General features: G+C 63.8%; 20 protein-coding genes. 13 read left to right on the top strand and 7 right to left on the bottom strand.

What is annotated here, in order from left to right; all coding sequences use genetic code 11:
• Positions 1–479: 479 nt before the first annotated feature.
• Complete coding sequence (locus tag AC1RT8_RS06420) at positions 480–1,109, bottom strand: hypothetical protein (RefSeq protein WP_493074764.1); 630 nt, start codon at positions 1,107–1,109, stop codon at positions 480–482.
• Positions 1,110–1,690: 581 nt separating this feature from the next.
• Entirely contained in the window at positions 1,691–2,638 is a 948-nt protein-coding gene (locus AC1RT8_RS06415; RefSeq protein WP_493074763.1) for a LysR family transcriptional regulator, read from the bottom strand.
• Between the two features lie 147 nt (positions 2,639–2,785).
• On the opposite strand from AC1RT8_RS06415, the gene AC1RT8_RS06410 reads away from it, so the two are divergent.
• Positions 2,786–3,484: an alpha/beta hydrolase gene (locus AC1RT8_RS06410; protein WP_493074762.1), complete on the top strand. Its 699-nt coding sequence runs from the start codon at positions 2,786–2,788 to the stop codon at positions 3,482–3,484.
• Between the two features lie 197 nt (positions 3,485–3,681).
• Here the strand turns inward: AC1RT8_RS06410 and AC1RT8_RS06405 are convergent, their stop codons facing one another.
• On the bottom strand, positions 3,682–4,197 hold the full coding sequence (locus tag AC1RT8_RS06405; protein WP_493074761.1) for an SMI1/KNR4 family protein: 516 nt from the start codon (positions 4,195–4,197) through the stop codon (positions 3,682–3,684).
• A gap of 5 nt (positions 4,198–4,202) precedes the next feature.
• Between AC1RT8_RS06405 and AC1RT8_RS06400 the strand changes: the two genes are divergently transcribed.
• From AC1RT8_RS06400 to AC1RT8_RS06390, 3 genes are all read left to right on the top strand, one after another.
• Positions 4,203–4,337, top strand: coding sequence for a hypothetical protein (locus AC1RT8_RS06400; protein WP_493074760.1), 135 nt, complete (start codon positions 4,203–4,205; stop codon positions 4,335–4,337).
• A gap of 97 nt (positions 4,338–4,434) precedes the next feature.
• Entirely contained in the window at positions 4,435–4,800 is a 366-nt protein-coding gene (locus tag AC1RT8_RS06395) for a hypothetical protein (RefSeq protein ID WP_493074759.1), read from the top strand.
• Positions 4,797–5,372: a hypothetical protein gene (locus AC1RT8_RS06390; RefSeq protein ID WP_493074758.1), complete on the top strand. Its 576-nt coding sequence runs from the start codon at positions 4,797–4,799 to the stop codon at positions 5,370–5,372. The genes AC1RT8_RS06395 and AC1RT8_RS06390 overlap by 4 nt, the downstream gene beginning before the upstream one ends.
• Before the next feature lie 40 nt (positions 5,373–5,412).
• On the opposite strand, the gene AC1RT8_RS06385 is transcribed toward AC1RT8_RS06390, so the two are convergent.
• Positions 5,413–6,927 carry a DUF4403 family protein gene (locus AC1RT8_RS06385; RefSeq protein WP_493074757.1) on the bottom strand — a complete coding sequence of 505 codons (1,515 nt, stop codon included), beginning with the start codon at positions 6,925–6,927 and terminating at the stop codon, positions 5,413–5,415.
• Between the two features lie 158 nt (positions 6,928–7,085).
• Positions 7,086–10,082: a TonB-dependent receptor domain-containing protein gene (locus AC1RT8_RS06380; protein ID WP_493074756.1), complete on the bottom strand. Its 2,997-nt coding sequence runs from the start codon at positions 10,080–10,082 to the stop codon at positions 7,086–7,088.
• Positions 10,083–10,415: 333 nt separating this feature from the next.
• Between AC1RT8_RS06380 and AC1RT8_RS06375 the strand changes: the two genes are divergently transcribed.
• On the top strand, positions 10,416–10,883 hold the full coding sequence (locus tag AC1RT8_RS06375) for an NUDIX hydrolase (protein ID WP_493074755.1): 468 nt from the start codon (positions 10,416–10,418) through the stop codon (positions 10,881–10,883).
• A gap of 101 nt (positions 10,884–10,984) precedes the next feature.
• Here AC1RT8_RS06375 and AC1RT8_RS06370 read toward each other — a convergent pair whose 3' ends face one another.
• The gene (locus AC1RT8_RS06370; protein ID WP_493074754.1) at positions 10,985–11,314 is read right to left on the bottom strand and encodes a hypothetical protein; all 330 of its coding nucleotides are present in this window, start codon (positions 11,312–11,314) and stop codon (positions 10,985–10,987) included.
• A gap of 116 nt (positions 11,315–11,430) precedes the next feature.
• On the opposite strand from AC1RT8_RS06370, the gene AC1RT8_RS06365 reads away from it, so the two are divergent.
• Positions 11,431–12,603 carry a site-2 protease family protein gene (locus AC1RT8_RS06365; RefSeq protein WP_493074753.1) on the top strand — a complete coding sequence of 391 codons (1,173 nt, stop codon included), beginning with the start codon at positions 11,431–11,433 and terminating at the stop codon, positions 12,601–12,603.
• A gap of 93 nt (positions 12,604–12,696) precedes the next feature.
• Positions 12,697–13,764 (top strand): YncE family protein, encoded by a 1,068-nt coding sequence (locus AC1RT8_RS06360; protein ID WP_493074752.1) that lies wholly within the window; start codon positions 12,697–12,699, stop codon positions 13,762–13,764.
• 26 nt (positions 13,765–13,790) lie between these two features.
• Here the strand turns inward: AC1RT8_RS06360 and AC1RT8_RS06355 are convergent, their stop codons facing one another.
• Entirely contained in the window at positions 13,791–14,114 is a 324-nt protein-coding gene (locus AC1RT8_RS06355; RefSeq protein ID WP_493074751.1) for a hypothetical protein, read from the bottom strand.
• A 512-nt stretch (positions 14,115–14,626) separates the two neighbouring features.
• On the opposite strand from AC1RT8_RS06355, the gene AC1RT8_RS06350 reads away from it, so the two are divergent.
• From AC1RT8_RS06350 to AC1RT8_RS06325, 6 genes are all read left to right on the top strand, one after another.
• Entirely contained in the window at positions 14,627–15,559 is a 933-nt protein-coding gene (locus AC1RT8_RS06350; protein WP_493074750.1) for a phage replication initiator YdaU family protein, read from the top strand.
• Positions 15,537–15,989 carry a hypothetical protein gene (locus tag AC1RT8_RS06345; RefSeq protein WP_493074749.1) on the top strand — a complete coding sequence of 151 codons (453 nt, stop codon included), beginning with the start codon at positions 15,537–15,539 and terminating at the stop codon, positions 15,987–15,989. Before AC1RT8_RS06350 ends, AC1RT8_RS06345 begins: the two co-directional genes overlap by 23 nt.
• A gap of 11 nt (positions 15,990–16,000) precedes the next feature.
• Positions 16,001–16,465, top strand: a complete 465-nt coding sequence (locus tag AC1RT8_RS06340) for a LexA family transcriptional regulator (protein WP_493074748.1) — start codon at positions 16,001–16,003, stop codon at positions 16,463–16,465.
• 64 nt (positions 16,466–16,529) lie between these two features.
• On the top strand, positions 16,530–18,122 hold the full coding sequence (locus tag AC1RT8_RS06335; protein ID WP_493074747.1) for a hypothetical protein: 1,593 nt from the start codon (positions 16,530–16,532) through the stop codon (positions 18,120–18,122).
• A gap of 279 nt (positions 18,123–18,401) precedes the next feature.
• Positions 18,402–18,884, top strand: coding sequence for a hypothetical protein (locus AC1RT8_RS06330; RefSeq protein WP_493074746.1), 483 nt, complete (start codon positions 18,402–18,404; stop codon positions 18,882–18,884).
• A gap of 468 nt (positions 18,885–19,352) precedes the next feature.
• Entirely contained in the window at positions 19,353–19,685 is a 333-nt protein-coding gene (locus tag AC1RT8_RS06325) for a hypothetical protein (protein ID WP_493074745.1), read from the top strand.
• Positions 19,686–19,701: the final 16 nt, after the last annotated feature.

Below are 19,701 nucleotides of genomic sequence, written 5' to 3'. Positions count from 1 at the left end.
CATAATAGACGAACCCGTCTGCCGTCCGCTCGAATGCGGTGGTACCGAGGTGCGGATGGTGTTCGAACATGGCCCGGAGGATAACGGTACGAACCTTTGCTTTCCACCCATTCCGGGCTTGCGGGACCGTGATCTGCCGATCGCAATTCCCTGATCTTTGCCGATAACAGGGAATTTGCCGTCGCATAACAGGGAAAAAATCTCCCGGAACAGGGAAATCAAATCGACCGACGGTGAGAAAGAGCGGCGCGGCCAAATGCTCCGCGCATCGTCATGGTGCGACGAACTTCGCTTCGTTTGAATCGATCGCCGGCATTGCGCGCAGACTGCACCGGCTTGCCCGGCAACTGCCACCGGAACGGCTGTGAGGCTCCTCACCCGCCTGACCGCAGGCGATAGCTGTGGCAGGAATCGCGGTGACAGCGATGGGGTGACGCCCTCAACGGCATCGATGCGCCGGCACTGCCTCCGCGCAATTCCTAAAAGTCGAACCAGCAAGTGTAGTAATTGCCAGACAAGTGCCGGCAGCCAATCAAACCGCCCGTGAACAGCCCCGTCACGCCCTCCGGCCCGATAAAGTTTTTGGACGTATCGTCCCAACCTTTTGCCAACATCACGTCGCCCGTTGGATCGTACACGATCGCGCCCGCGAAACCGCGCGCGCCTTCCGGGTTGAACAGAACGCGGACCGGCGGACCTGAATCCGTTGCGTAGTTTACGCCCCGATATTTCCTGAATATGGCCGTCTCGGGTGTCTTGCGAGCCTGGGCGACAATGGCTTCATACCGATCACGATTGACCGTCAAACGGGTGAAGCCACCAAGGAAGTTCCCTGCCGCGAGAAGCGGCAAAAACGCGATAAAGAACATCAAGAGAAGCACCGGAGCCAGACCAAGCGCCAACCCTCCCTCTCGCCTTATCCCCTCCCGCCTGGATAGGCTCGCACCGCGCCTAAGCCAGAAAATTGTACCGGCTATCAGCGCTATCAGAGCGGCAGGAATAGCCAAGATCCCCATGGCTTCGGACCATGGACCAATGAAGCCGACACAGAGCGGCACCAGCGCCATCAACGCGAAGAACCGGCAAACTCGTTTGATGTAATCGGCCATTGCGGCATTCAGCACGCGCTGGCTGCCGACCGCAATGGCAGTTCTGCCCGTCGGGCACGGGCAACGCGACCCGATCGCCTGATCGCCGGCCGACCGGAACGGGAGGAATTGTGATGACAGTGCATTCAACTCCTCGAGCATAAACGCTGTCGAACCTCCCGCCTCTGTCGAATTGAATGCATCACTGTCACGGCTACCCTGTTTCTGGCCATTAACAGGGCGGAACAGGGCAGAGATTTTTTTCTCGCCCTGTTATTTCCAACTTTGTTGGAGATATTTTCCATACACCTCAATATTTTGTGGAGCATTTGCCCTGTTCCTGAATAACAGGGCAAAACTAACGCGGAACAGGGCGGACCAGCGCCGTTAACAGGGCGGCTTTCTCAGTAGCAGGGACGGATGAGGCAAAGATGCCGCGACCGTCATGGGAAAGAGCGAGCCGGCGTTTCGTCACACGCCGGCCAGCCTCCATGGTGCAATGATTCGGATCGCGGTTGAATCGATCGACGACCGATCTTGAGCGGGCCGCACTGTCGCCCTTGCCCACCGTTGCCCCTGGCCAGCACCCCAAATGCGTTCGACTACCGAATAGAACTTGGGCGCTTATCGTTGAACATTTCGTAGATGAGCGAGCGCAGCCATTGGTGCCCGTCGTCGCGATGGCATCGTTCATGCCAGAATTGCGAAATATCGACGGTTGGCAACTCAACCGGAAAGGCCACGGCGCGAACATCGTCCGAATTGGCAAGGGCACTCGCGACGCGGCTCGGCACACAAGCGATCAGGTCGCTCGACGCCACGATACGGCTGATGCCGAAGGTGTGCGCCAGCCGCAGCGCTACATTGCGGGCCTTTCCAGCTTTGGCAGAAATCGCTTCGAGTTCTGATTCAAAACGCGCGTGGCGGCCGGCAGTCGGCATATAGTCGATATGTTCCGCTGCGAAAAATTGATCGATGGATAGCGTGGCGCCGATCGCGGGATGGCCTGCGCGAACCAGCACCGCATAGCTTTCATCGAACAGCTTTTGTTGGACGAAATCCGTATGGAGCCCGGTGAAATTCCCGATAGCCAGGTCCATCTGGCCGAGCTTCATCATCTGCTGTGCCGCCTCAAGCGGCACGTAATGCGTGGACAGATGAATGTTGGGCGCGACCTTCCTGAGCCTGGCAGCGAGCGGGGGTATGAAAACGGATTGCCCTATGTCGCTGACGTACAAGCGGAAGGTACGCGTCGCGGTTGCGGGGTCGAAGGCCTGGCCGGCCCTTACCGCCAGGCGGATCGAGGCAAGGCCCTCATCGAGAAATTTCGCGATGTCGTCGGCCCTCGGCGTCGGCTGCATACCGGTCGCGGTCTTCACGAACAGCACATCATCAAACTGATCCCGCAGCCGTTTGAGCGCGTTGCTCACGGCGGGCTGGGTGAGATGCAATTGCTCGGCCGCGCGCGTCGTATTCCGGGTGCGATGGAGCACGTCGAAAACGAGCAGGAGGTTCAGGTCGATATTCCGCAGGTCGGTATTGGCCTTCATGACCATCATTCATACCGTGAATGAAGGTATGGGAAATCGAAATTTCCACGAGCCAGGAGGCATCCGTACCTTGCGAGACATCAACACACCGGCAGCCGATCAGGGCCCTGGCGAGAGTTGAGAACGCACCTGCGAAGGAGATTTCAGATGTCGAACAAAGCGATCAAATCCATCGTTCTGGTCCATGGCGGCTTCGTCGATGGCTCGGGCTGGGAAGGGACGTACAAGGCCCTGACGAAGAAGGGCTACAAGGTCAGCATCGTCCAGAACCCGACCATTTCCCTCGAAGACGATGTCGCCGTGACGAAGCGGGTGATCGACGCCGCTGAAGGCGATGTGATCCTGGTCGGCCATTCCTATGGCGGCGTGGTCGTCACCGAAGCCGGCAATCATCCGAAGGTCGCCGGGCTGGTCTATGTCACCGCCTTTGCGCCCGACGCCGGCGAATCCGTCGGCAAGCTGATCGCCAACCCTGCGCCGGGCGCGCCCGTGCCGCCGATCCTGCCGCCGGTCGATGGCTTCCTCATGCTCGACCAGGCCCAGTTTGCGGCCTCGTTCGCCGCCGACGTGGAGCCGGAACTGGCGGACTTCATGGCGAAGGCGCAAGTGCCCTGGGGGCTGGATGCGCTGAACGGCGAGGTGACCGCGCCCGCCTGGAAGAGCAAGCCCTCCTGGTATCTGGTCGCGACCGACGATCACATGATCCCCGTTCCCGCCCAGCGCATGATGGCGAACCGCGCCGGTGCCAAGACAATCGATCAGGCCGGCAGCCATGCGGTCTATGTCTCGCAGCCCGATGCCGTTGCGGACTTCATCGACGGCGCGGCGCGCGGCGTAGTCGATTGAGCCTGATGAGGGCGATGCCCCTTCCTCCGGATGCGAAAGCATCCGGAGGATTGGCCCACTGGCCCCTCAACGCTTCGGACCACCAGCCACCGGCGCACCCAAAGCGGGCGTCACGCGGCTAGCCGATAGCGGGCTGCGGCAGATGGATTAAATTAGTATAGTGTCCTCGAATAAGACCAATTCCCGGAGCGCAGGCGCTATCGACCCTTCCACCTCTGCCGAAGCCAAGCCCAAAACGAGCCGTTCAGCCGCTCCCCTGTCCGAACCTGGCTTATTGATCTCCAATCAGTGGTGTACCGCTCCACGAACTCCGCAAAACTATCGGCAACATATCCGTCCGGTGAGCCCCCGATCAGGGCCACTTTTCCGCGCGTCTCGTCGTCCGCGCAGGAGATCGCCCATGCCCAGGACCATATGCTGTAGTCGAGAAAAATCAGGTGCTTCGCCGCGTTCTGCGCGACGGGATCGCTGACGGGGTGCCCATATTCGTCCGGTATGTTCCTGATGCGCTCGATCGGCCACCAATTGCCGTCCTCGTCATCCCAGTTCTCGGCCGTTGGAATGCCCTGGCTCAGATACTGGCGGAAATCATCGGGAAGAGAAACGCCATAGCGCGCCTCGAGCGCCGCCACTCCGGCTTCCGATATTGTCCGAGTCTCAATACCGGCCGCTGTCCTGGACCACCACGCTTGCAAGGTCAGGTGCGGCGCCATGTCGAATGGATCGGCGGTTTTCCGGGCGGGGTCAATCTCCGGGTGCCGGCAACATCAACCAGCTCGCGCCGATCCCGGGCATTCTCGGCTACAAGCGCCGGCAGCCGGTCGATCTGCGGACGGGCAAGGTGGTAGAGTAAAGCGAGCGAATATTTCGAACGACCACCGCCGCTTCATTACTGACAGACTCGTGCCGACATCGTACACCATGCTGGTCGTATTCAGGGGGAAGCGAATATGCGCGCGCGTCTGTCCATCGGATTGTTTGCCATATCCGTTCTTGTTGGCCCATGTCTGGCCTCGGCCCAGCCAGTCAAATTCCGGCTGAAACCCAAGTCGGGGGTCGCCTCCTATGCGCTTGCCCATATGTCGCTGAAATGCGCCGCGTCTGCCGGACACCCCGGAGCGTTCACGCCGTGCAAGCTGCAATGGATCGCCGTTCGGCATGGCGATGTGCGGGAGTTGCGGGGAGAATATTGCCTCCAGGTGAAATGGGAGGACGGCAAAAGCTACCGAGGCGCCTTTGTGGCCGGGCCGGGCAAGAAGGTGATGAAGCTCGACATCACGCCTGGCGCCGTGGCGCCCCAGGGGCCGTGCCAATGAGCCTCAAGCCGGCGCCCGCGCGGCGCACCGACGATGGTTTCTTTCGCGAGATCGCGAAGGTCCTCGCTTACGCCTCCGTTTTTGCCGCGATACCGGTTTTCGCCTCGCTGCAGAATTTGCAGCCACCCTGGCCAACGGGGATCGCGCATGTTTCCGCCGCGATCATCTTCCTCGCCACGATCCTGGTGTGGGAGCTGGGACGGGGCATGGGGAGGAACTCCAGGCGCCGTCTGCTCCTGCTGGCCGCAAGCCTGACGATGATCGGCCTGTTCGCCTATCTCTATCTCTATTCGACCTATGTCGTTTCGATCGAAGGCGGCGACAGGATCATCCTGGGATATGAGTGCAACGCACAGACGCGTGCCGTCTACAAGGACATGTGCCCAAATCTCGGCGAGATGGAGTTGAACCGGGCCGGCTACGACCCGCGATTGCTCTTCACGCGCGAATCCCTGAGTGCGGTAAGGCTGGGGCTCGTCGCGACATGGCTCGTGTTCGTCGCCGGCTTGATCGCCGCCGTTGGCTGGGCAGTATCGGGGCGTCGCACGCCCGTGGCAAAAGCCGAGGGATGACGGCAGCGCGGGAGAAGAGCCATCCTCGACACTGCCGGTCTCACCGCGATTTCCGCGCTCCCGCCCTCCCCGGATCATAGGTGATCGTCGCCGTCCCGTCCGCGCGGACGGGCAGGAACAGGCCCTGGCCGGTGACCTTGATCTCGCCGTGGGTCACGTCGGTCACGGTGGCAGCGAGCGTGAAATCGCCCTCGCGGCGGCTGGCGATCGCCTTGCGCGCGGCGGTCAGGACATGGGTGTAGTCCTTCACGAAATCATGGGCGAGCGCCTCGCGGATCTCCGCCACGACCTGCGGATCGAGGAACAGGTTGATGAGCAGGTTGACCGCCTCGCGATCGGTCCGGCCGGCGATGGCGAGGTCGCGGACGTGCACGAGTTGCGACCCCGGCGCGTTATAGGGCACGCCGGTCAGCCAGACGACGCCGCGCGTTTTCGTCAGCTTGCTGCCCTTCGCCACGACCTCGGCGGCAATGCCCACCGCGATGCGGCCGCCACCGGTCGCATAGACGGTGACCTTGTCGAAGCTGGCGTCGACCGGGCCGATCGTCTTCAAGGTGATGCCCCTGGCCGCCCGTTTCCTGAGCGCGCGCAGGACGACGGGTTCGAGCTGGGCGTAATCGGCCAGCACCGGCACGAAGAAGCGCAGGCCGTCCCTGCCCAGTTTCCCCGCCGGCGGCGGCAGCGGGGTCGGGGCCGGATCGGACGGGCGGGCGCCGATGAAGGTTTCGGTCAGCGCCTCGGCCGCCAGCGACAATTCGAGGCGGCCGTTCTGCACGCGGTAGCCGCCAAAGCCCAGGCGCTGCGGCGTGATGCGCATCCAGGCCGGCGGCTTGTCGCGGTTGAGCTCGATCGCGGTGAAGGCCTTGCGCCAGATCATTTCGAGCCGTTCGCGAGTGCGGATCCTGGCCAGTTCCTTCGGCAGATCGCGCTCGAGCCCCGCGACGACGCCCTGGAGCTTGCGGTCGGCCTTTTCGACGATCTTGATGCGCTGGCCGAGAAAGTCGATGCCGGGCGGCTCGGTCCAGTCATAGGCGATCCTGACCTTCGCGGTCGGCTGCCAGGTGCGGTCGAGGCCGAGGGTGACGACCGCGCGGACCTCGGCGGCGCCCGTCGCCGTCTCGCGCTTGATGATGCCGCCGATGCGTTCGGCGCTGATCGTCGCGGAGACGGGCAGGGTCGCGATCAGCCGGTTGCCGCTGCCCGACAGGCGGATGCGGCCGCGCACCGCCTCGCCGACGATGCGGCAGGCGATGCGCGGCGTCACCTTGGCGCGGATGCCGAGCAGCTTCACATGCTTGGGCGGAACGCAGGTCGCGCCTGGGCGGTCGATGTGCCAGAGCGCGCGCGGCACACGGGCGTTCAGCCCCGCCTCGATCTCCGACAGCGGCACGCCGATCGGCACGACGATGGTCGATGTCTGGGTCGGCAGCTCGGCTTTGGATTCATCGCGGGGCGGGGCGGGATTGCCCGCGTCCTGGCGCGCGCATCCGGCCAGCAGGAGGGCGGCACATAGTCCTGTTCGCGCGACGCCCATCACCCTCCCCCGGCCCTTCATGGCGGTGCGATGATAGCCCCGAGGCGATCACAATTGGTAAACCGCCGAGCCGCCGATCCTATCCACGCCGTTGCAACGAGTCACAGAAAGAGGGCGGACGCCGTGCTGGCGCCCGCCCTCTTCTCCCGCCACTGCCCCGCAGCGGGAAGGTCAGTCGGTCAGAAGTTGACCTTCACCCCGGCGCGGAACTGGCGGCCGAGGATGCCGTTGCCCGCCTGTACCGGGTTGTAGTTGAACGCACCGTACGTCACCGGATCGATCGACGGCATCGTGTCGAGCAGGTTGATCACGTTGATGTAGAAGGTGAAATTGTCGTTCACCCGCACGCTGCCGACCGCATCGACGGTGATGTAGCGGCCGACGTCGCACGGCGTGAAGCCGTTCGACAGGCCGCAATCGCCGGAGACGTTGCCCTGGTCCTCCGCCGACAGATTGTAACCGCTGACATAATTGGCGGTCGCGCTGATGGTGAAGGGATCGACCTGCAGCGTGTTCTGCCAGCTGCCGCGCCATTCGGGCGTGCCCGACCCGGCCGTCAGCACGAAATTGCCGAGCGTGCCTTCATAGCTTTCGGTCGTGCCGTCAGCGAAGGTGGTGCTGAGGTTGATGATATAGCTCGCTTCGACCGACGAGCTGAACTTCACCCTGTCGCTGAACCGGTGCGAATACATCGCCGAGAAGTCGATGCCTTCCGACCTGATCGTGTCGGAATTGATCAGGCTGGTCGTCACGAAGGCGATGCGCGGGATCGCATTGGGATGGAACGGGTCCGGCGCGTCGGCGATGACGGTATAGCCGGCCGGGATCGGCTGACCTAGCAGATAGGCGGTGATCGCCGGCTGGTATGGCGGGGTGGTGATCGCCCCGGTCTTCTTGATGTTGAAATAATCGACCGTGAAGGTGAGGTCGGGGATCGGCTGGAACACCGCGCCGAAGGTGAAGCTGCGCGATTTCTCCGGCTTCAGGTCCGGCGTGGCAAGCGTCGTCTGGCCGACCGCCGCCCCGCTGAGATAGTTCGGGCAGGTGGTCGAGGTGGCCCGGGTGCAGCCATATTGCTGGAGGAAGGAATCGGGCGCGCCGGCAATGCTGAAGGGCACGAAACCTGTGGTCGGCAAGGCATTCGCCTCGGCAAAGCTCGGAATGCGGAAACCCTTCGAATAGGTGCCGCGAAGCGCGAGCTGCTTGAAGGGCGTGAATTTCACGCCGATCTTGGGCGAAAAGGCGCTCTGGCCGCTCGAATATTTGTCGTAGCGGCCGGACAGGTTGGCCTCGAACATGTCGACGATCGGCGCATTGAGCTCGGCAAAGGCCGAATAGACTTTCCGCGTGCCGGTGGTGCCGAAGGCGTTCAAGGTGAAGAAGCGCTGGGTCGGCCCGTTATAATCGTCATTGCCGCTGGGGGCGTCGATCGCCTCGTAGCGGATCGACGCACCGACGCCGAGCTGGAGCGGCCCGCCGGGAAGCTCCATCAGCGCGGTGCCGACGACCGCCTGGACCTGATACAGATCGGACGAGGAATCGGCGATGCCCTCCGGCGAGAGATAGTCGCGCACCGCCTGGCTGTTGAGCTGCGGGTTGACGAAATTATAGCTGCCGTCGGCGATCACATCGAGCAGGTGCTGGATATAGACGAAGCCGTTGGTGGTGCGGCGCAGATCATTGTGCATCGCGGTCGCGTCGACATTATAGGTCCAGTTGTCGAACATCGTGCCGTTGATGCCGAAAGCGGCGCGATAGACCCGGCTGCGCGTGGCGTTCTGGGTGAGCGTATCGCCGATCCGGCCGCTGAGCAGCACCGCCTGGCCCTGCGCCGCGAGCGGGTTGTTCGGGTTGAGGCGGCGGTCGGCCGCGGTGGCGCAGTTGACCCGGGCGGCGCAGACATAGACCGGCAAGGTCAGCGGGCCCGATCCCGGGGCGTTCGCGGGGCTGTTGCTGACCGTCGAGAAGCGCCGGTAGAGGATGCCGGCATTGGCGTTGGCGCGGATGGCGGGCGGCAGGCCGGTGAAGAAGGTCGAACTCTGCTGGAAGTTGAACAAGGCATAGGCCTCGGCCGAATCGCCGATCTTCGCGGTGATGCGCGCCGACCCCCCGAAGCGTTCGATATTCGGGGAAACCACCCCGTAGCGGTTGGTCTGGTCTTCCTGGCACAGGACCGTCGGATTGGTCGCGCTGGCGGCGAGATCGGCCGCGGTCAGCCGGTAGGTCGACCCGTAGGAGCAACCCCGCGCCGGATTGAGCAGCTGGAACCGGCCGACGGGCGCATTGTTCGCGTCGAGCGCGCGGATGTAGAAATCGCTGGTCGGTGCGAAATTGCCGGGCAACCCGGCCGCGTTCAGCCCGTTGAGCACGAGGTTGGGGCCGCACGTCCCCTCGAAGCAGATGCCGCGTGCGTCGTCCGAGTTGAACGGCGCGGGCAGGTCGCGGTTGAACACCGCCGCGCTGTGCACATAGAAGCCGCTGATATAGGCGTTATAGCCCTTCTCATCGAGATCGCCGGTGCCCGCGGTGAGGGTCAGGCGCTGGTTGGCGCCGACGCCGTCCTGGCTGATGCCGGCCTCGGCCCGGGCGCTGATGCCGGTGAATTTGCGCTTGGTGATGATGTTGACCACGCCGGCGATCGCATCCGCGCCATAGCTCGACGAGGCGCCGTCGCGCAGCACCTCGATCCGCTCGACGATGTCGTCCGGGATGGTGTTGAGATCGACGAAGTTGCGCGTGCCGTCATCCGCCAGCGGGAAATAGGCGGCGCGCAGACCGTCGAACAGGACGAGGGTCGAGCTGGTCGAGAGGCCGCGCAGCGACACCGCCGACGCGCCGCCGGCGAAGGCGCCGTTCGCGGTGAAGCTGTTGGTCAGCGCCGGGCCGTTGTTCGACGAGAGCTGCTGGATCGCATCCTGCACCGTGGAGATGCCGCGCTTGTCGAGATCGGCGCTGCTCAGCACCGTGACGGGCGACGGCGTCTCGGTGTCGGTGCGGCGGAACAGCGAGCCGGTGACGACGATATCGGCCTGGCCCGGCTCCTCGGCGGCCTGGGCGACGGATTCCGGCGCGGCCCCGGGCGTCTGCGCCGCCTGGTCCTGCGCCATGGCTGGGCTCGCCCCGCCGGCCAGCGCGATGGCAGTGGCGAGCAGGCGAGCACGTAGAGTGAGTGTCATGAAAAAATGCCCCTTTTTCGTTATCCGGCGAGTAAGGGGCGCGCGCGGTGGCCGATCCAATGGCGGGGCGGTTCAACGCCGGAAAGCTGTGGGCGAGTGTTCTATAGGCCGTTTTCGGCCGTTCGACCGCTGTGGAGGTCCATTGGACGGCCGGCGCGGCGCGATGCGCGGGCGAGCGTAACGCTGGACCGGACGAACGTCCCGCGACCGGGCCCGAGCGGCGGGCCGTGGCGACCATATGGCGGGGGCATCTTGTCCGGGCGGCGTTCGCACCCGATATCCCCATTATGGCGGCTTCGAGCCGCGGCTGGATCGAAAAGCGGGGACCTCGTCATGCCGCCCTTTCGTCTGAGCGCCGGCATCCTGCTTTATCGCAGGCGGCACGGTTCGTTGCAGGTGTTCCTGGTCCATCCCGGTGGGCCCTTCTGGGCTGCGCGCGACATGGGCGCGTGGCAGATCCCCAAGGGCGCGGTCGAGCTCGGCGAGGAACCGCCGGAGGCGGCGCGCCGCGAATTCCGCGAGGAGCTGGGCAGCGAGGCGGAGGGACCATTGGAACCGCTCGGCCGGATCCGGCAATCGGGCGGGAAATGGGTGGAGGCCTTTGCGCTGGCGGGCGACCTGGACCCGGCGGGCATCGTCAGCACCGAATGCGAGATGGAATGGCCGCCGCGCAGCGGAAAGACGATCACCATCCCCGAAGTCGACCGGGCGGACTGGTTCACGATCGACCGGGCGCGATCCAAGATGCTGGCGAGCCAGCGGCCCCTGCTCGACCGGCTGCAGGAGCTGGCGGGGGCGTAAAAAACCCGTTCGTTTCGAGCGTAGTCGAGAAACCGGACTTGGCTCGATCAATGTTTCTCGACGTCGCTCGAAACGAACGGTGTGGAGATTGTTCGGGCCCGTCAGTCGATCAGGCCGCGATGCCTGATCTCGCGCCACAGCAGGTCAGCATCCGGGCCGACGCCGCCGGTGAATTCATACGCCTCGACCAGCGCCTCGTCGGTGACGGCGAAGGCGGCGCGTTCGAGGAATTCCTGCGCCTCGACGATACGGCGGCGCAGGTCCTTGGCGAAATCGCCGCTGGCGTCGCGGCCGAACAGCGAGCCCTTCTTCGTCTTGATGATCAGATCGCCGCCCTCGACCATGCCCGCGATGCCGAGATCGTCGCGCATCCGCTGACGGATATGGGCCGTGGAAAGAGCGAGCATGCGAAGCGCATAAGTATCGGACATCCGCGGGGCCTTAGCCCTGTCGCGGCAGGCGGATCAAGGCGGATCGACGCACGGTTGGCACCGTCCGGCGGCTGCCCTATCGTCGCGGCGATGCGGCCTTCCGATCCCGACAGCCTGTGACGCGCGAGGGCGAGCAAGCGGGGGCGATCAATTTTCGCGCGACCGCGATCCGCGTGGCGTCGGCGCTGTTCTGGTTTGCTGCTCTTTGCGCCTATGCGGGGGCGTTTCGCGATCAGCCCCAGGTGCTGTTCGCGCTGGCCTGCCTTGCTGCCGGCACGTTCCTCTCGACGGCCGTTCATGAAGCCGGCCATGCCGTTGCTGCCCTTGTCTGCGGATGGCGCATCATCGCCTTTGTGGTGCGCCCCTTCGGGTTCCAGCTACCGAACCGCAGGCTCGCGATCGTGTCGCGCGCCATCGGTCGCCATGCCGGGGGATGGGTCGCGACGGTTCCGCGCACGATCGCGGTCGGCACCACGGCGAACTGGCGCACCATCCTGCTGGGCGGGCCGATCGCCAGCCTGATCCTCGCGGCGATTGCCTTTCTCGCCGCAGCGACCTTCCTGGCGGAGATCGACCGCCATGCCGAGGCAATCCTGATCGGATCGGGCGTCGTCCAGACGGTGAAATATACGCACGCCGTGATGGTGAGTCCGCTCGCGATCGGGCTGGGCCTCCAGTCGCTGCATGCGGCGATCTTCTCCTTCCTGCCGGACTCGCGCGGCGGGGAATCGAGCGACGGCGCCAGGTGGCGAGCCGCCGGGCGACCGGACAGCAGCTATGCGACTTATGCGCCCTATGGCTGGCTGGAAATGCTGTCGGACCATCAAGTGCGCCTGCGCGACCGGCCGGCCTGGATGATGGCGGCGATGGCAGCGGCGACCTATCCGACGGAAGAAGTCGCGGAGATGACCCGCCATCATGCCGCGGCCGAGATCGCGACGGAGCTGGATTCCGTCACCGTCGATGCCGCGCTGGCCCGCCACCTGATCGACGCGTATCGGACGGCCTATGGCGATGGCGACTGGCTCGCCACCTGCGATGCGTGGCTCGCGGCGATGTGGGAAGGCGATGCCGACCATGCGCGCGCCGTGCTCGCCGGCCATCGGGACAATGGCGCGAATGCGCCGATGACCTTGGCGGCGGAGGCGGCGATCGCGGCGCGAACCGGCGACGCGCGAGCCGCAAAGGCCGGGCTGCGCGAGATGAACAAGGCGATCCGATCGCGATCCACCTTCCGCGACGAGACGTTCCGCGACATCCGCCGCCAGGTCGAAACCCTGCTGGCCTGAGCCAGCGACCACATGACAGGCCCGCGAAAGCTGATGCCATTAATCTCCCACCCAGGCCGAACCCGACAGATCGGGGCGACGAGGGAGGACGACATGGCACTGCGCAAAACGATGTTCCTAGTGGGGACGATGATCGCCGCGCTGCCGCTGGCGGCGAGCGCCGCGCCCGAGGATGGCCGGCTCTATTCGATCGACCATGTCGCGACGCTCGCCAGCACTGACACCGACTGGGATTATGCGAAGCTCGAACAGGGCGGATCGCGCCTGTTCATGGCGCGGCGCAAGGACGGGCTGGTCGTCCATGACGTCGACACCAGGAAGCAGATCGCGGTGGTCGAGAATTCGATCGGCGCGAACGGCCCGTTGCTGCTGCCGCAGCACGGCCGCGGCTATGTCGCGATGACTGATGGCAGCCTGCTGAGCCTCGACCTGAAGACGCTGAAGCCGATCGCCCGTTTGAAGCTGGCCGAGGATGGCGGACTCAACGGCGCAGTGCACGAGGCGACGACTGACAGCATCATCGTGCTGACCGGGCAGCGCAAGGCGATGTCGACCATGTTCGTGCTCGACGCGAAGACCGGTGCGCTGAAGGGCCGGAAGACCTTCCCCTTCACCAAGATGGACGACCCCGCGAGCGACGGGAAAGGCAATCTCTACCAGCCCGCGCGCTACGACAATGTCATCCTGAAGCTCGACGCGAAGACGCTCGAGGAAAAAGCGCGCTGGACCGTCGGCGATTGCGTTCAGCCTACCGCGGCGGAATATCAGGCATCGACCGACCGGCTGCTCGTCGGGTGCCGCGGCGAGACGCCGGTGCTGCTGGCGATCGACCCGCAGAGCGGCAAGATCGTCGCCAGCGTGCCGATCGGCAAGGGACTGGACGGGCTGGCGATCGACGAGCAACGCCACCGCATCCTGACCTCCAATGGGGTCGATTCGACCCTGACCGTGATCGCGCAGGACGGGCCGGACGCCTATCGGCTGCTCGGCAATGTGATGACGCGGCCCAATGCCAAGATCATGCAGCTCGACGAGAAGACCGGCCGCGTGTTCCTGGTCACTGCCGACCATAGCGTGCGCCCGCCGGCGACCGAGGGCGGCGCGCCGGTGATCACCTATCATCCCGACAGCTTCGTGGTGATGACGCTCACGCCGCGGTGAAGGGCTGCGGCCGGGCAGAGCCATTTTTATCGCGCGGCGGATCGCACGATCGTTTGCGACGCCGACCAGTTCATGCCGGAGACCTCGATCAGATATCTCCGCCCTGGCTGCAGGGGTTGAGTCGACTCGCCCGAATAATTGTGGGGAATCGTGGGGTAGACGATCTTGTTGAAGCACTCGTCCGAACCGAATTTGCGCGTAACCGACCAGACGATCGTGGAGTCGATCGGCGCCTTACCCTCCTCGAGTTGCGTGACGCTGATGGAGTCGATGCACGGCGGGTTCTTCGATCTGTCGTTCGACTGAATCGAGATCCCACCATTGTCGCGCTGTTGAACGTCGATCGCCATGGCAATCTGACATGAGGAAAGGACCACCGTGAGCGTGGCGGCAAGAAGGAACCGGCCCCACCGTTCACAACCCATAGATACCAGTCCCCTTCAGCCGCTTTTCGAGCGCTCGTCGTTGCGGGATCTCGCTGGCTTTGTTCACGGCTCGCACCGCTGCGAGATTACATTTTTCGTCGTTATACACGGCTTCCGCTGGATATCGACGATCATACGGCCCTCCTGTCCGCGAGGGTGCTAACCATGAAGACCCAAGCTTTGAATCACTTCGCGCTTGCAATGTAGGAAATTTCCTATGAGAACATAAAAGGAACAAACAGACCGGAGCGAGTCGTGAGCCAGCAAGAAGCTTTGCGGGAATCCCCTGGCGTGGGCGCTGATGCGGAGGGCGCGTGCTGTGCGCCGTGCGGGATATCGGGGTGGCATCCAGAGGCGCGGAGTTGCCAGATGGCGGGGTGTCCGCTTGCGGCGCCGGCCGACGCCGCCCGTCCCGCCACGCGGGAGCATGAGCGCGCGTGATCGATCCCGCGATCCTGGATGCGATGCTCGCGGCGGGCGCCTCGGCCGAGGTGATCGTCGCGGCGGTGAAGGCCGACGCCGCGCGCGAGGACGCGCGGCGCGCGGCGCAGCGTGCCGGCAATGCCCGGCGGCAGCGGCGCTATCGCGAGCGGCTGTTCGGGGATGGGACGGGGGATCTGTTCGAGGGGGTGGAGGCTGGCGGTCCGGCTTGCGAGAGTGACGGCCTTGGCGGGGGAAGCGAACCGGGGCCCAATTCCTTCCGTCATGCCGGACTTGTTCCGGCATCCACCGTTCCGCACACCCTTCAGCCATTGAGTTCGCGGCACGGTGGACCCCGGAACGAGTCCGGGGTGACGGGGGGAGAGGGTGGCGCCCTTGCAACCTCCTTCCGTCACTGCGTGATGGAAGAGGATGTAAGTAACGCCGGTAACGCGTCACACGACACAACCGACGCTCCGCCAGCCGTGACCGGCGCCATTCCCCCTTCCCTTGATAAAAGCCCCCAGACCCCAAAAATTAATCCCATCCCCCGTGCCCCCGGGAGGGATTCCCCGCGCGAGGCTGCCACACGGCGCTTCCCCTGCCCGGCCGGTTGCGAGCCGGCGGACTGGCGCGACCTGCTCGCCAATCGGCGGACCAAGCGGCTGGCGATGACCGAGGCCGCCTACCGCAAACTGATCCGCGATCTCGCTGCGCAAGCCGATGACGCATGGCCGCCAGGCAAGCTGCTCGCCCATGCCGCCGAAAAGGGCTGGGCGCAGATCTTCGATCCCCGCGACGACACAGGAACCCGCCATGGCAACCGCCGCTCATCCCGATCCGCAACCTCCCGCGCTGCAGGCGCTGCCGGCGAGCCGCAAAACCCTCTCGTCCGCGCCGTGCTGCGATCCGAGGCTCGCGATGCTGGTGACGGAAGCACCGGCTTTTAGCCATGTCTGCTCGCCCGCCGAACGCAGCGCGCTGGCCACGCTGGCGGCGGCGACCGAGGCAGCGCTCGCTCCGGCCGCACCGCGCGAGATCCGCCGGATGATCGGCAAGCTTGCGCTCGGCTTTCCCGCCGGCAAGGCAAGCGACCAGGAGGCCGAGGCGCGGCTCGAACTCTATGCCGAGGGGCTGGGCGACATTCCCGCCGATGTGCTCGGCGCGGCCTGTGCGCGGGCGCTACGGGAGTGCCGCTTCTTCCCCTCGGTCGCCGAGATCCGCGAGCGCTGCGCCGGCATGGCGGTGCGGCGCTGGGAGCTGTCGCGCATCCGCACCCTGATCGCGACGCACGACCGCGACTGGCGACCCGAAGGAGAGCCGATGACGTCGGCGCAACGTGCGCGCCTGGCGCAGCTCACCGCCCCGTTTTCCGCCTGAAGGAGCCCCTTATGAACGACATGTCCCTTTCGCCCTGGGAGCGCGAAGTGCTCGCCTGCGTGACCGAGGCCGCCGAAGCCGGGCGGGCCGCGCCGACCGGCGACGAGCTGCAGGAACGCTGCGGCTGCGATTCGATCAGCACCACGGTCCATCTGGTCCAGCGGCTCGAGCGCAAGGGGCTGATCCAGGTCGAGCGCTATCAGCGCACGCGGCGCATCACCGTGCTGGCGACGGGCAAGGCGACCGCGCCGGTCACCAACAAGACGCCGCACTGGCGCACCAGGAAAAGGCCGGGCCGGATGCCCTCCGCCTCGCTGCACATGGTGAAGGCGCGCGACCCCGACATGGCGATGCAGATCATCAAGGCGGCGCGGCGCGAGGGCATGGGGCTGGACGATTTCATCGTCGAGCTGGTCTGGGCCGGCTGGCAATCGCGCGAGGAGGCCTTTGCCGCGCGGGTGGCGGCGCCGGGCTGAGGCCGGTCGATTCAACATTGCCCGCGCCCGCCCCATGGCCGGTGCGACATCAGGGAGGAACCCAATGGTTGACGCAATCGATCCCTTCGCGACCCCGAGTTCCAACACGCCGGCGACGGCCGATATGCCGCTGCCCGACGCCGATGCGGTGCCGGTGGAGGCGAACCCGAACCGTCCGCCCGACACCCAGTCGGCGCCGGAGAAGGAGACGGACGAGCAATGGATATTGCGCTTCCTGGAGGAGAACCAGCACCTCGCCCGCCCGCGCCCCGAGCGTCCGCCGGCACCACCGCCCTCGCCCTGGGACGGGCCGCCTTCGACCTGGAAGGTGCCCGATCATCTGAGCATGCGGCATCCCAAGGGCGGCTATATGGCGATGGCGCTGCTGTCGCGGACGATGGACGATCTCGACGAGGTGACGAAGGGCGAGCGCGCCGCGACCTATGAGGAAGTGGACAAATATCTCGGCCATGCGCTGATCGCCGAGGGTCTGGTGCCGTTCACCTACACCGCCGACGAGGCGATCTGGTGGTGGAAGTCGGGTGGGTACAAGGTGCTTGGAGGGACGACCGAAACAGTGCCGAACCCTCCTCCGGCGGCCAGTGCGGCGGACGCCGCGTATATGACCAACGACTCTGCGCCAGACGACACGCCGGAGGCGCAAGGCGACGCACCGACCCGACCGTCTGTCGATATGAATTTCAACGGCATGGCGACTGATGGAATGGCGACCGACAACGTCGTCGATCCATCGCAGACCGGGACAGGCGCAAACGTCCCTGCGGGCCAGCAGAGCCCGGGGCCTGTACCGGCATCCCAGCCTGCCGCTCCTGCGAACACCACACCCGCCGCTCCCGGGCCGGCGGGGAATCAGGCCGCCGTGCAACCAGCCAGCGCTACGCAGGGAGCGGTCAAGCCAATCGCGACTCCAATCTCACCGGGTAAGAGACAGATTTTCGCGAACAACCAGGCAAATCGCATCACCGGCGCGTATCTGCCGCAGAACGACGTCATCCTTGCCCTGAGAAACGGACTATTGTCTTCAGTGGAACCCGATACCGGACAGGGCAGAGGAGGGCTGAATAACGACAGGGAGTATGAGAAAGCTGTAGGCGACGCGCCCAAAATCACTGCGATTGCAAATGTCGATGTCTCCGCCGATCCCGATGCGATCGCATTCGTGAAGTCGATTGCGCCAGCCTTGGCCAATTCTCGAGTCGCAGGGAAAACTCAGCAGGTCGAAAAATATCTGATGGTCGAATGGGACTCCGGCACAAGCAGGTACGTCGTAACCGGCATAAAAATCATTCCGGCGCGCGGAGGAAGCATAAGAGATCTCAAGCCCCGGCTCCCCGAAAATGTGGCGGTGTGGGGCAAATCCAGGCCACGCGCCTTTGTGATCCACACGCACATTGTCGGCAGTGGCTTTAGTGAACTGCCAGGCCCTCGCGATGCAGATGTGGTCAAAACCTGGCTGATCCCGAATTTCGTGGTGGAGGACAATGCAAAGACCCCCATCATTCATCAAGTAACAATGACGGCTGGAAAGACGAACCCAAAGACCGGAAAATCGAAGAGCCCCAAGATTGGCGTCGGCAGGATGACGAGCAACGGGGTATTTCAGGCAATTCCCCGATACGACAGAATGCCGGAGTGAGAATTCGGGCGTGCCGTGCCATCTTCTTCGGTGATACCGACGGGCGATATGCCGACAGGCCGGCCCGTGAAAATCCTTGACAGCGATGGAACAAAAGAGGATCAAATCGACGAACAGTCGTTGCCTCGCCGGGCGGGCGCGGGAGATCGGTACCGACATCCGCTTTCCTCGCCAGCACGATGAAAGAGTGGCGGGACGTGATGACCTAAAGGACTTCTGTCACCGGATTGTTGAGGGCCGGGTTGCCGAGATCATTCGTAATTATGAGGACGCGTGGGGATGAAGATCATACGCTTATTCTTTGTAGCGATATTCGCCGGCATGCTCTGTGGGGCAGCGGAGCCGGAGGCCAAAACATCGATCGTTGTGGCAAAGCCTGTCAAGATCCTGAAATATTTGGGACCCTCCCCTTATGGCGGTGACTTGACAACTGATAGCATCTATCTGGTGAAAATGAAAACCACCTCAGTCGCAACCGGAGGCTTTGCGGAGCGCACCTTTAACGTTACGATCAATGCTCACTTAGAACAGTATATTTTCCTTTACGAAGAATTTGTGGTTATTTTTGATCTAGTAGACGGCAAATACAAACCTTTAGGAGTCACTCCGGTAGACAAATATTTTTGCCTAACTCCAAATGATTTAAAAAAAACTGGCATCCCACTAGAAGCTTTGTCCCGCATCGTTGACTCCGAGGGGCACGATAGCGGTGTGAAATGCTACTATTTACCTAAACAACATCCGGGATCATTTAGGAAATAAGATCAGTCATGTGGCACTAAATGAATGCAAACCTTGATATCGGCGAGCCGTGCCCCCTAGTCTCGTTCGCCTCTACAGATCCCGCCGGTTTATCGCCGCCCGATCGCGGTCAGCGCAGGTGATGCCACCGGCAGCGTGCCGGACTAACCGTGACACGTGCAACAACCCCTTTACTGCGCGCCTGGATGGCTGTCAGGCAACAGCGGCTCATCCAAAGGGCCAAGAATAGAGTCGTTGAGTATTAGGGGGTTATTGCACGTGTCACCGTTACCCCAAGGATGGCCGCTACCCCCGCGGTAGCGCGCGAAGCGAGCGATCGCGGCTATCGGTGTCCGTCGGGCGGACTGCAAGGCGCGCGACTATACGCCGCAACTTTACCAGGCTTGCGATGCCACAGCGATCGATGCCTACAACAAGCTTCTGCCCCGCGCGCGTACCAGCGCGCTTCGGGACGACTTCCTCGCCGACATGGTCTCTGCGTTTGAGGAGGCGCAGAATGCGGACCGCGCCTATTACTCAAATGATTCCCTGGCTGGGGACGTCGCCGTTGTTTCGGCATATGCCGATTTTGCGCGCCGCCGGGCGGAATTCGTGATCGTCTTTGACCTCGTGGACGGCAAATACAAACCCTTGGGAGCCACTCCTGTCGACAGGTATTTTTGTCTAACTCCAAACGATTTCAGGAAAACTGATATTCCATCAGAAGATTTGTCTCGCATTGAGGAATCTGAGGGGCGCGATAATGGCGCGAAATGCTACAACCTTGCTCGACATCACACGGGCATACACGCCTGCGCCTAATTAAGGGGGCTGTCGC

Source organism: Sphingomonas sp. GW821-FHT10F11 (assembly GCF_058809095.1).
Note: the sequence above shows the minus strand (reverse complement) of the source record. Positions and strands in the feature narration are given on the sequence as shown.

What these genes read in the sequence shown, in the direction of transcription:
- AC1RT8_RS06405 (WP_493074761.1), bottom strand. Translation starts at nt 4,197, where the DNA reads ATGGCGCCGCACCTGACCTTGCAAGCGTGGTGGTCCAGGACAGCGGCC.
- AC1RT8_RS06390 (WP_493074758.1), top strand. Translation starts at nt 4,797, where the DNA reads ATGAGCCTCAAGCCGGCGCCCGCGCGGCGCACCGACGATGGTTTCTTT.
- AC1RT8_RS06410 (WP_493074762.1), top strand. Translation starts at nt 2,786, where the DNA reads ATGTCGAACAAAGCGATCAAATCCATCGTTCTGGTCCATGGCGGCTTC.
- AC1RT8_RS06375 (WP_493074755.1), top strand. Translation starts at nt 10,416, where the DNA reads ATGCCGCCCTTTCGTCTGAGCGCCGGCATCCTGCTTTATCGCAGGCGG.
- AC1RT8_RS06370 (WP_493074754.1), bottom strand. Translation starts at nt 11,314, where the DNA reads ATGTCCGATACTTATGCGCTTCGCATGCTCGCTCTTTCCACGGCCCAT.
- AC1RT8_RS06415 (WP_493074763.1), bottom strand. Translation starts at nt 2,638, where the DNA reads ATGAAGGCCAATACCGACCTGCGGAATATCGACCTGAACCTCCTGCTC.
- AC1RT8_RS06360 (WP_493074752.1), top strand. Translation starts at nt 12,697, where the DNA reads ATGGCACTGCGCAAAACGATGTTCCTAGTGGGGACGATGATCGCCGCG.
- AC1RT8_RS06355 (WP_493074751.1), bottom strand. Translation starts at nt 14,114, where the DNA reads ATGGCGATCGACGTTCAACAGCGCGACAATGGTGGGATCTCGATTCAG.
- AC1RT8_RS06380 (WP_493074756.1), bottom strand. Translation starts at nt 10,082, where the DNA reads ATGACACTCACTCTACGTGCTCGCCTGCTCGCCACTGCCATCGCGCTG.
- AC1RT8_RS06420 (WP_493074764.1), bottom strand. Translation starts at nt 1,109, where the DNA reads ATGGCCGATTACATCAAACGAGTTTGCCGGTTCTTCGCGTTGATGGCG.
- AC1RT8_RS06330 (WP_493074746.1), top strand. Translation starts at nt 18,402, where the DNA reads ATGAAGATCATACGCTTATTCTTTGTAGCGATATTCGCCGGCATGCTC.
- AC1RT8_RS06395 (WP_493074759.1), top strand. Translation starts at nt 4,435, where the DNA reads ATGCGCGCGCGTCTGTCCATCGGATTGTTTGCCATATCCGTTCTTGTT.
- AC1RT8_RS06340 (WP_493074748.1), top strand. Translation starts at nt 16,001, where the DNA reads ATGAACGACATGTCCCTTTCGCCCTGGGAGCGCGAAGTGCTCGCCTGC.
- AC1RT8_RS06385 (WP_493074757.1), bottom strand. Translation starts at nt 6,927, where the DNA reads ATGAAGGGCCGGGGGAGGGTGATGGGCGTCGCGCGAACAGGACTATGT.
- AC1RT8_RS06325 (WP_493074745.1), top strand. Translation starts at nt 19,353, where the DNA reads ATGGTCTCTGCGTTTGAGGAGGCGCAGAATGCGGACCGCGCCTATTAC.
- AC1RT8_RS06400 (WP_493074760.1), top strand. Translation starts at nt 4,203, where the DNA reads ATGGATCGGCGGTTTTCCGGGCGGGGTCAATCTCCGGGTGCCGGCAAC.
- AC1RT8_RS06335 (WP_493074747.1), top strand. Translation starts at nt 16,530, where the DNA reads ATGGTTGACGCAATCGATCCCTTCGCGACCCCGAGTTCCAACACGCCG.